Annotated in this window: 7 protein-coding genes and 1 other RNA gene; 5 read left to right on the top strand and 3 right to left on the bottom strand. The window is 69.0% G+C overall.

All coding sequences use genetic code 11. The features are described 5' to 3' along the window. Positions 1-288, top strand: an RNA gene (rnpB, locus tag ADBZ6I_RS13265) — RNase P RNA component class A; the annotation flags it as partial. A gap of 46 nt (positions 289-334) precedes the next feature. On the opposite strand, the gene ADBZ6I_RS13260 is transcribed toward rnpB, so the two are convergent. Further along, positions 335-1837: a CYTH and CHAD domain-containing protein gene (locus tag ADBZ6I_RS13260; protein ID WP_526384569.1), complete on the bottom strand. Its 1503-nt coding sequence runs from the start codon at positions 1835-1837 to the stop codon at positions 335-337. 32 nt (positions 1838-1869) lie between these two features. Then, positions 1870-2739 carry a 3-methyl-2-oxobutanoate hydroxymethyltransferase gene (gene panB / locus ADBZ6I_RS13255; RefSeq protein ID WP_526384567.1) on the bottom strand — a complete coding sequence of 290 codons (870 nt, stop codon included), beginning with the start codon at positions 2737-2739 and terminating at the stop codon, positions 1870-1872. Between the two features lie 149 nt (positions 2740-2888). Here panB and ADBZ6I_RS13250 point away from each other — a divergent pair, with 149 nt between their 5' ends. The 3 genes from ADBZ6I_RS13250 (at position 2889) to ADBZ6I_RS13240 (ending at position 7511) form a co-directional block, all read left to right on the top strand. After that, positions 2889-4295 (top strand): WS/DGAT/MGAT family O-acyltransferase, encoded by a 1407-nt coding sequence (locus tag ADBZ6I_RS13250; protein ID WP_526384565.1) that lies wholly within the window; start codon positions 2889-2891, stop codon positions 4293-4295. Positions 4296-4361: 66 nt separating this feature from the next. Further along, positions 4362-5909 (top strand): alpha/beta fold hydrolase, encoded by a 1548-nt coding sequence (locus ADBZ6I_RS13245; protein ID WP_526384563.1) that lies wholly within the window; start codon positions 4362-4364, stop codon positions 5907-5909. A 75-nt stretch (positions 5910-5984) separates the two neighbouring features. Beyond that, complete coding sequence (locus tag ADBZ6I_RS13240; RefSeq protein ID WP_526384561.1) at positions 5985-7511, top strand: alpha/beta fold hydrolase; 1527 nt, start codon at positions 5985-5987, stop codon at positions 7509-7511. A 30-nt stretch (positions 7512-7541) separates the two neighbouring features. On the opposite strand, the gene ADBZ6I_RS13235 is transcribed toward ADBZ6I_RS13240, so the two are convergent. Further along, complete coding sequence (locus ADBZ6I_RS13235) at positions 7542-8288, bottom strand: fasciclin domain-containing protein (RefSeq protein ID WP_526384559.1); 747 nt, start codon at positions 8286-8288, stop codon at positions 7542-7544. Between the two features lie 200 nt (positions 8289-8488). Between ADBZ6I_RS13235 and ADBZ6I_RS13230 the strand changes: the two genes are divergently transcribed. Continuing rightward, positions 8489-9275, top strand: a 787-nt coding sequence (locus tag ADBZ6I_RS13230; RefSeq protein ID WP_526384557.1) for a glutamine synthetase family protein, incomplete at its 3' end; no start/stop codon positions are given.

The raw sequence follows: 9275 nt of genomic DNA, 5'->3' as shown, positions 1-9275 counted from the left end.
CACAGAAAACAGACCGCCTGAACTCGTTCAGGTAAGGGTGAAACGGTGCGGTAAGAGCGCACCAGCATCCCGGGTGACCGGGATGGCTCGGTAAACCCCACCCGAAGCAAGGTCAAGAGGCCGCGCCGAGCCTTCGGGCTCAGCGGCTGTGCAGGCGCCTGAGGGCTGCTCGCCCGAGCCTGCGGGTAGACCGCTCGAGGTACCCGGCGACGGTGTGCCCAGATGGATGGTCGCCGCCGCTGCGCTCGCGCAGCGGAACAGAATCCGGCTTACAGGCCAACTCGTCCGCCCCACGGGGCCTGTGGTCGCCCGTGCGACCGCGCGGGGCTGCCCGCTACCTGGCTTTGCGGACGCTGCGGCGCAGCTTTTTGAGCGCGCCGTCGAGCTGCTCGCGGCACCGCTGGGCCAGTTCCTCCTCCAGCTGGAACAGCACGCCGTAGGTGAAGGTGTCCTCACCGGCCGCGTGGGCGGCGTCGGCCTCATGCAGCAGATGGGTGCGCGAGACCACGCTGTCCTGGTGGTCGCCCAGCAACCCCTGGATCGTCTTGGCGCGATCGGCCACCGTGCTGTTGCCGGTGGCGGCCGCGACGTAACGAAGTCGCTTGGCGGCCTTGCGAATTCCGTGCAGGGCATCGTCGAGTTCGTGTTCGGTGGTCGCCGCGGCGGCCGCTTTCGCCCGCTTGCTGATCCGCTTGTAGCCCGACGTGATGGTGGCGTGCGGGTGCTCCTCGTCCGGCGGGGGACTGGTCACCACCACGTCATCCAGGGCGTCGAGCAGGCGGAAGTAGCGCGCCGACCGCATGGCCTTCACCGAGCGGTTCAGGCCGGCCTGGTACCGGCGCCACCCGCCGTCGACGAGTCGTTCGCGCACCGGCCCGCGGATCAGCTCCGGCGCCGAGGCGTCCAGCGCGTCCAGGGCGTCGCGGTAGCGGTCGGCGAGCACCTCGGCGTCCCGGGCCACGCCGAGCACCCCGGCCAGTTCCCGCAGTTCGGTGAGGATGGTCGCGTCGTCGGTCAGGCCGAACTCCTCCTCGGAGGCCTGCAGCAGACTGCGGATCTGGCGGATCGTCACCCGCATCTGGTGCACCGAGTCGTCGACGTCGGCCCGCACCGCACGGTCCCACAGCAGCAGCGCGGCGACCTGCTCGGCCACCGCGCGGTGCACCGGGTCGGCCGGCGGCTCGGGCCGCAGCGGGGTCGAGTCGCCCAGCACCTTGGACAGCTTGGACGCGTGCCCGGCCGGTGCCGCGCCGGCGTCGCGCAGTCGGTTGGTCAGCCGGTCGAGCACCTGGGTGGCGTCGGCGGCCCCGCCGTGGACCAGCTCAAGCTCCCACTCCCGCCAGCTCAGCGGCTCGTCGTCGTCGCTACCGTCACCGGCGAGCCGGCTGGCGGTGACATGGTCGTCGCAGAACTCGGCCAGTGCGGCGCCGTCGTCGCCGTAGAGCAGGGTGACGTCGCGCGCGGTGGAGATGCGGGCCACCGGCCGCAGCGGGCGATCCCGGACGATGGCCAGTACCGCGTCGCGCAGCTCCTCGGGCAGATCGGGGGCGAGCGGGGCGCGCAACTCGGTTCGGGCCTCGGCGCCGGCGGCCGCGGGCAGTTTCAGGTGCCAGCCGGCGTCAGAACCCCCGCTGCGGCGGCGCAGGGTGATGCGGTTGGCGGCCAGATCGTGGCGCTCGGTGTCGAAGTAGACCGCTTGAAGGGCCTGGGTGGGCAGCCGCTCGGCCCGGGTCACCGCCGCGATCCCGTCGAAGGACGGCAAAATCTGGCCGTCCGGTACGGCGAACTTGCGTTCCAGTTCGATATGACGCGACGGTTTTGTGGCTTTAGCCATCACCACAGCGTCCCATATCAAGGTGAACGTCTGGTTTAAAAGCAGTGCTCCTCGGCAGGGAACACTCCGGTGGCCACCTCGTCGGCGTATTGCCGGGCCGCCCTGCGGAGTTCGCCGCCGACATCGCCGAACCGTTTGACGAATTTGGCGGTTCTGCCACTGGTGAGTCCGGCCATGTCCTGCCACACCAGCACCTGGGCATCGCACTGCGGGCCGGCGCCGATGCCGACGGTCGGGATGGTGAGCTTGCCGGTGATCTGGGTGGCCAGTTCGGCGGGCACCATTTCCATCACCACCGCGAAAGCGCCGGCTTCCTGAACCGCGATCGCGTCGTGGATGGTCTGCTCGGCGCCGTCGCCGCGGCCCTGCACCCGGAAACCGCCGAGGCTGTTGACGCTCTGCGGGGTGAAACCGATATGGGCCATCACCGGAATGCCGGCGGCGGTGAGCGTCGCGATCTGATCGGCGACCCTTTCACCGCCTTCGAGTTTCACCGCGTGTGCCCCGGCCTCTTTGAGGAACCGGGTGGCCGTCGCCAGAGCCTGCGCGGGGCTGCTCTCGTAACTACCGAACGGCAGGTCGGCGACGACGAGCGCATGCGGAGCACCGCGCACCACACCGCGCACCAGGGGGATGAGTTCGTCGACGGTCACCGAGACGGTGGTGTCGTAGCCGTAGACGACGTTGGCGGCGGAGTCCCCGACCAGCAGAACCGGGATGCCGGCCTCGTCGAACAGCCGGGCGGTGGAGAAGTCGTAGGCGGTCAGCATCGCCCACTTGTGGCCCTCGGTCTTCATCCGCTGCAGATGGTGGGTGCGGATCCTGGTGCGGGGTGCCGCTTGGGATTCAGTGGAAGTCTCAGTGTGAGCGGGCGTGGCAGTGCCGTAGAGCGTGTGCTCTGACATGGTTTCCCCAGTGGTGGTCGGTTCGATCCTCGTGGCCCATCCGGGTCCCCGGGTTCGCGTGACTACACAAGTCTGCCACCCTCGACCGGCGGGGGGAACCGGCGGCACAGTGCGGTTCCTCACACGCCCGGTGCGAATAGCATCGTCAGATGCAGCATCTCCAGCGTCTGAGCGGCCTCGACGCCAGTTTCCTTTATCTCGAGACCTCGACTCAGCTGCTGCATGTGTGCTCTGTCCTCGAATTGGACACCGCCTCGATTCCGGGCGGGTACAGCTTCGAGAAGCTGCGCGAGGAACTGGTGTTGCGGATCGCGGCGATCCCCACCTTCCGCGAGAAGCTGGCCAACAGCTTCCTCAACCTCGACCACCCGGTATGGGTGGAAGACGAGGACTTCGACGTCGACCGGCACGTGCACCGCATCGGCCTGCCCGCGCCCGGGGGGCGGGTGGAACTGGCCGAGATCTGCGGGCACCTGGCGTCGCTGCAGCTGGACCGCCGCCGCCCGCTGTGGGAGATGTGGGTCATCGAGGGCCTGGGTGGCACCGACGCCCGGAAGGGCGGCCGGCTGGCCGTTCTGACCAAGGTGCATCACGCTGCCGTCGACGGCGTGACCGGGGCGAATCTGATGTCCCAGCTGTGCAGCACCGAGCCCGACGCGCCGCCGCCCGACCCGGTCCAGGCCAGTGCGGACGTCAATCCGCTGCGGATCGCCCTGGGTGGGCTGGGGCGGTTCGCCGCCCGGCCGGTCAACCTGGCGACCAGCGTGCTGCCCTCCACCGTGACGACGGCCGTCGACACCGTCCGGCGGATCGCCGGCGGCCGGACGATGGCCGCGCCGTTCGCCGCGCCGCACACCGCGTTCAACGGCAGCATCAGCGCGCGCCGCAATGTGGCCTTCGCCCAACTGGAGTTGGCTGACATCAAGGTGATCAAGGACCACTACGGCGTCAAGGTCAACGACGTGGTGATGGCACTGGTGTCGGGAGTGCTGCGCAACTACCTCAGCGACCGCGACGAGCTGCCCGAGTCGACCCTGGTGGCGATGATCCCGGTGTCGGTGCACGACCGCTCCGACCGTCCCGGCCGCAACCAGGTGTCCGGAATGTTCGCCAGCCTGCAGACCCACATCGAGGACCCGGTCGAGCGGCTGCGGGCGATCGCCGCAGCGAACACCGTTGCCAAGGAGCACAGTTCGGCCATCGGCGCGACGCTGTTGCAGGACTGGAGCCAATTCGCCGGACCGGCGGTCTTCGGGGTGGCGATGCGGGTTTACGCCCGGATCGGGCTGACCGAGTCCCGGCCGGTTCACAACCTGGTGGTGTCGAATGTGCCCGGACCGCAAGTGCCGCTGTACTTCCTGGGATCCGAGGTGGAGGCGATGTATCCGCTCGGGCCGATCTTCCACAGCGCCGGGTTGAACATCACCGTGATGTCGCTCAACGGCCGGCTCAACGTCGGGTTGATCTCCTGCCCCGACTTGTTGCCAGACCTCTGGGACATGGCCGACGGGTTTGCCGCCGGAATCGCCGAACTGCTGGCGACCACCACGGCGTGACGGCGCTGACGCCGCCGAGGCGCTCGGCTGAGCAGTAGCTTCGCCGAACGTGGCAGCATGTTGGCCATGAGGCTGTATCAGCGCCCCCGAATTCTGCGTGCCGCTCTGATTTTCCCAGCTGTGGCGGGCTTGCTGGCCGGCACCGCCGGCTGTAGCACCGTGGTGGGCGGCACGGCGGTGATCGCCGACCCGATGATCGGCCAGCCGGTCTCGTGGGGACCGTGCCGCCCGGCCGGCGGTTCCGGTGAGGCGTTGCCCATCCCGGCTGGCGCACAGTGCGGCACGATCGCCGTTCCGGTCGATTACACCAAGCCCGACGGCGCCCAGGCCAGTCTGGCGTTGATCCGCTTCCCGGCGACCGGCCAGAAGATCGGATCGCTGATCGTCAACCCGGGCGGCCCCGGTGAGTCCGGCATCGAGGCGGCCGCCAGCCTGGTCGAGGGCCTGGCGCCGCAGGTCCGTCAGCGCTTCGATCTGGTCGGCTTCGACCCGCGCGGGGTCGGCGCGTCCACCCCGGCGCTGTGGTGCAACTCCGATGCCGACAACGACCGCCTGCGCGCCGATCCGCAGGTGGACTACAGCCCCGAGGGTGTGGAGCGCATCGAGGGCGAGACCAAGGCCTTCGTTCAGCGCTGCGTCGACAAGATGGGCAACGACTTTCTGGCCAATGTCGGCACCGCCAGCGTGGCCAAGGACCTGGACGCGCTGCGCGCGGCCGTGGGCGACGACAAGCTGAACTACCTGGGCTACTCCTACGGCACCCGGATCGGCGCGGCCTACGCCGAGGCATACCCCGACAAGGTGCGGGCGATGGTCCTCGACGGTGCGGTGGACCCCAACGCCGATCCGATCCAGGCCGACATCGATCAGGCCGAAGCGTTCCAGAAGGCGTTCAACGACTACGCCGCCGACTGCGCCAAGGACGCCGACTGCCCGTTGGGCACCGACCCGGCCAAATCGGTCGCCGTCTACCGCGACCTGGTCGACCCGCTGGTGGACAAGCCGATGAAGACCAAGGACCCGCGCGGACTGAGCTACAGCGACGCCATCGTGGGCACCATCATGGCGCTGTACTCGCCGAACCTGTGGCGCCACCTGACCCAGGGCCTGTCGGAGATGACCAAGGGCCGCGGCGACACCATGCTGGCGCTGGCCGACATGTACATGCGCCGCGATACGCAGGGCCACTACTCCAACGCCACCGACGCCCGGATTGCCGTCAATTGCGTGGACCAGCCGCCGATCACCGACCGCGAGAAGGTGGTCGCCGAGGACAAGCGGCTGCGCGAGGTGGCGCCGTTCCTGAGCTACGGCGAGTTCACCGGCCACGCGCCGATGAGCACCTGCGCGTTTTGGCCGGTGCCGCCGACCAGCACGCCGCACAGTGTGTCGGCGCCCGGACTGCCGCCGGTGCTGGTGATCTCCACCACCGGCGACCCGGCTACGCCGTATCAGGCCGGTGTGGACCTGGCCAAGCAACTCGGCGGGGCGCTGCTGACCTTCAAGGGCACCCAGCACACCGTGGCGTTCCAGGGTGAGCAGTGCGTCGACGATTACGTCGAGGCCTACCTGGTGGATCTGAAACTGCCGCCAGCCGGCGCGACTTGCCCTTGATGTGTGCAACCGCTGCGGTTCCGATACCGAGGTGTGACCGCCGCGCGCTGCCCTAGCGGTCTGGGGCGTGCCACGATGACGGCCATGAAACGCGCGAGTCGATCGGGCTCGGCGGTGTCGGTGTTCGCCCTTCTGCTGGCCGGTGTGGCTGCTACTGGGATCGCTGCGCCAGCCGTCGCCGCCCCCGGCGTAGGTCAGACCACACCGCCGGTGTGGGGCAACTGTGAGCGTTTCGTCTCCGACGCCTACCTGCCCAAGGCGCAGTGCACGACGGTTCCGGTGCCCATCGACGACGCGAATCCCGATGGGGCGCAGGCGAATCTGGCGGTGATCCGGGTTCCGGCCCGGGGCGATCGGATCGGGGTGCTGCTGATGAACCCCGGCGGCCCCGGGGCGTCGGCGGTCGATTTGGTGGTCAGCTTCGCCGACACCCTCTCCGATACCGCCATCACCGAGCACTTCGACCTGGTGGGCTTCGACCCCCGCGGCGTCGGGCATTCCACACCGGAACTGCGGTGCCGCACCGACGCCGAGCGCGACGCGTGGCGGCGCGAACCGATGGTGGACTACAGCCCTGCCGGGGTGGCTGCCATCGAAGCGATCAGCAAGGCCTTCGCCGGCAAGTGTGCGGACCGGCTGGGTAAGCCGTTCCTGGCCGGTGTCGGAACCGCCTCCGCCGCAAGGGATATGGACGCGGTTCGGGCAGCCCTCGGCGAAGAGAAGATCAACTACCTGGGCTTCAGCTACGGCACCGAGCTCGGCACCGCCTACCTGGAACGCTTTCCGGAACGGGTGCGCACCATGGTGCTCGACGGGGCCATCGATCCAACCCGCGACCCGCTGGAGTCCGTGGTGGAGCAGATGGCCGGATTCCAGGTGGCGTTCAACGACTACGCCGCCGACTGCGCCAGCTCACCGGCCTGCCCGCTGGGTACCGACCCCGCACAGTTCGTCACCCGCTACCGCCAGTTGGTGGACCCGCTGGTGGCCGAACCGGCGGCCACCTCCGACCCGCGCGGCCTGAGCTACTCCGACGCGCTCACCGGCACCATCAACGCGCTCTACACCCCCCAGTACTGGAAATACCTGACCAGCGGCCTGCTCGGTCTGCAGCGCGGCGACGGCGCCGACGACCTGCTGCTGCTGGCCGACGACTACGAGGGCCGCGACGACGACGGCCGGTACGGCAGCGGTCAGGACGCGTTCAACGCCATCCGGTGTGTGGACAGCCCCACCCCGGCGGACCCGGCCGCCTGGGCCGAGGTGGACCGTCAGATCCGCCAGCGGGCGCCGTTCCTGTCCTACGGGCAGTTCACCGGCTTCGCGCCGCGCGATCTGTGCGCGTTCTGGCCCGTTCCGCCGACCTCGTCGCCGCACCAGGCGTCGCCGGCTCAGGCCGGCAGCGTGGTGGTGGTGTCCACCACCCACGACCCGGCCACCCCGTACCAGGCCGGCGTCGACCTGGCCCGCCAGTTGAAGGCGCCGCTGATCACCTATGACGCCACCCAGCACACCGCGGTCTTCGACGGCGACGCCTGTGTCGACGACGCGGTCACCCGCTACCTCGTCGACCAGACGGTGCCCGGCAACCTGTTCTGCTAGCCGAAACCGCCCGCGCTGCGCGGTGTTCCGCTACGGCGTCGGGCTGGTGGCCGGCGCTCCCGACGTGGCGGGTGCTCCCGGTGTCGCGGGAGCCGGCGCCGCCGGCGGCATCAGCACGGTGTCGATCAGATACAGCGTGGCGTTGGCGGTCTTGATGCCGCCGCACACCAGGCCCGCGCCGTTGACCTTGAGATCGTCGCCGTTGCCGGTCACCGTCACCGGCTGACCCTGAACCGTCTTGTGCTCGCCGACGACGGCTTTCGGGTCGGCCTGATCCGGCACCACGTGGAAGGTCAGCACGGACGTCAGCAGCTGCGAATCGGTCTTGAGCTTGTCGATCGTGGCCGGGGCCACCTTGGCGAACGCGTCGTCGGTGGGGGCGAAGACGGTGAACTGCCCGTTGTTGAGCGTCTCGGTCAGGTCCACGCCGGGGTTGAGCTTGCCGGTCAGGGCGCTGGCCAGAGTGCTCAGCACCGGGCTGTTGCCGGCGGCGGTCACCACCGGCTCCATGGCCATGCTCTCCACCGAGCCGGGGCCGGTGGGCACCTGGTCTGCGTAGTCCGCGCAGCCGGACCCGATCAGCCCCGCCGGCGCGGGCCTGGCGGAGGTCGTCATGGCCGAAGTGCCTGTTGTCTCCGTCGCGGTGGTCGCCGTTGCGGTCGTCTCCCGGGTTTCTTCCCTGGTGGTCGTCGCGCAACTGGACAGGAGAAGGGCGGTGGCCGCGGCCAGGCCCACGGTGGCGATAGCCGAACGGTGCGTTTTCGTGTTGGTCGTCATGGGTGTCCTTGTTCCCATTGTCGAAGCCATCAATCCGGCTCTTTGGGCAACCCGTGGTGCATCGGTCCGATTTCCGGGGCCGACGGCGGGTGTCGGGCTGGCGGAACCCTGGTCTACCTGCATGAACAACCCGGTTGGTGGATACCGGCGAGTGCGTTTCTTGTAACACGGTGTTAACAGCCGCTGCCTACGCTCGCGTCATGGACCGGCAAAAGGAATTCGTGCTGCGCACGCTGGAAGAACGGGACATCCGCTTTGTCCGGCTGTGGTTCACCGACGTGCTCGGGTACCTCAAGTCCGTTGCCATCGCCCCGGCCGAGCTGGAGGGCGCCTTCGAGGAGGGTATCGGTTTCGACGGCTCCTCCATCGAGGGCTTCGCGCGGGTCTTCGAGTCCGACACCGTCGCCCGGCCGGATCCGTCGACGTTCCAGGTGCTGCCGTGGACGACCAGTTCCGGCCAGCACCACTCGGCGCGAATGTTCTGCGACATCACCATGCCCGATGGTTCGCCGTCCTGGGCCGACAGCCGCCATGTGCTGCGCCGCCAGCTGGCCAAGGCCAGCGACCTGGGGTTCTCCTGCTACGTACATCCGGAGATCGAGTTCTTCCTGCTCGAACCCGGACCGTATGACGGCTCCGCGCCGGTTCCCGCTGACAACGGCGGCTACTTCGATCAGGCGGTGCACGATTCGGCGCCCAATTTCCGCCGGCACGCCATCGACGCCCTGGAGCAGATGGGCATCTCGGTGGAGTTCAGCCACCACGAGGGGGCGCCGGGTCAGCAGGAGATCGACCTGCGCTACGCCGACGCGCTGTCGATGGCCGACAACGTGATGACGTTCCGCTACGTCGTCAAGGAAGTCGCGCTGGCCGAGGGTGTCCGCGCGTCGTTCATGCCCAAGCCGTTCGCCGAGTATCCGGGGTCGGCGATGCACACCCACATGAGCCTGTTCGAGGGCGAGACCAACGCCTTCCACAGCGCCGGCG

It is taken from the genome of Mycobacterium sp., assembly GCF_044342925.1.
In the GTDB taxonomy this organism is placed as follows: domain Bacteria; phylum Actinomycetota; class Actinomycetes; order Mycobacteriales; family Mycobacteriaceae; genus Mycobacterium.
The sequence above is the reverse complement of the archived record's forward strand: the minus strand, read 5'-3'. Positions and strand labels throughout refer to the sequence as shown.

Bases quoted from the DNA above. Each gene is read 5' to 3' on its own strand.
- ADBZ6I_RS13245 (WP_526384563.1), top strand. From the start codon at position 4,362: ATGAGGCTGTATCAGCGCCCCCGAATTCTGCGTGCCGCTCTGATTTTC.
- panB (WP_526384567.1), bottom strand. From the start codon at position 2,739: ATGTCAGAGCACACGCTCTACGGCACTGCCACGCCCGCTCACACTGAG.
- ADBZ6I_RS13250 (WP_526384565.1), top strand. From the start codon at position 2,889: ATGCAGCATCTCCAGCGTCTGAGCGGCCTCGACGCCAGTTTCCTTTAT.
- ADBZ6I_RS13235 (WP_526384559.1), bottom strand. From the start codon at position 8,288: ATGACGACCAACACGAAAACGCACCGTTCGGCTATCGCCACCGTGGGC.
- ADBZ6I_RS13240 (WP_526384561.1), top strand. From the start codon at position 5,985: ATGACGGCCATGAAACGCGCGAGTCGATCGGGCTCGGCGGTGTCGGTG.